The following is a 669-nucleotide window of genomic DNA, read 5'->3' on the forward strand; positions in this document are numbered from 1 at the left end:
GTTCTTGGTGCTCCTTACGCTTCTGGGGTTGGCGCTCGTCAATGGCTCTGTGATGCAGGAAATGATGTTCGGCAACAGCAAGGACACCAAGCTAGCGTTTCAAGCAGCGGAAACGGCCCTTCGCGATGCTGAATTGGACGTTGCCCAGAACATCACGGCGACAACGGCGTTTGTACAGGGGTGCACGAGTGGCTTGTGCACGCCGCCATCATCCTGGTCGACGCCAAAGTCGGCGTCGATCTCTACGCTGATTGATTGGACGAACAGCGCGAACACGCGTACCTACGGTGCTTATACGGGAGCAGTTGCGTTGCCCAATGTTGCTTCCCAGCCGCTGTACGTCATTGAAAAGCTCTCCGGACTGTCCGTGCCGGCAGGCGAGAGTATTGGGATTGGTGTGAAGCCGCCAGCAGGAGGGACGGCTTACCGGATCACGGTCTACTCGACCGGCGCACGCCCCGAAACCCACGTTGTTCTCGAATCCATTTACGTGAAGCGCTGAGGCCATGAAGACGCAATCTTTCTTAGTCAAGGCGCTCGCGCTGTTGATCAGCTCGCTGCTGCCGCTGACGACTAACGCGGCGCTGCTAACCATCGCGCAATATCCGCTGTTTCTGTCGAGCAACACAGCGACGCCCAATATTCTGGTGGTCTATGACAACTCGCAGT

The 669-nt window shown here is 57.2% G+C and carries 1 protein-coding gene; it reads left to right on the plus strand.

Going from position 1 to position 669, the window contains the following annotated elements; all coding sequences use genetic code 11:
* Positions 1-502 (plus strand): pilus assembly PilX family protein (locus ACRYR9_RS19790; RefSeq protein WP_432540232.1); only part of this gene is annotated, 502 nt, incomplete at its 5' end.
* Positions 503-669 lie beyond the last annotated feature (167 nt).

The sequence above is a fragment of the Kineococcus auxinigenes genome (assembly GCF_050871525.1).
Taxonomy (GTDB): Bacteria; Actinomycetota; Actinomycetes; order Actinomycetales; family Kineococcaceae; genus Kineococcus.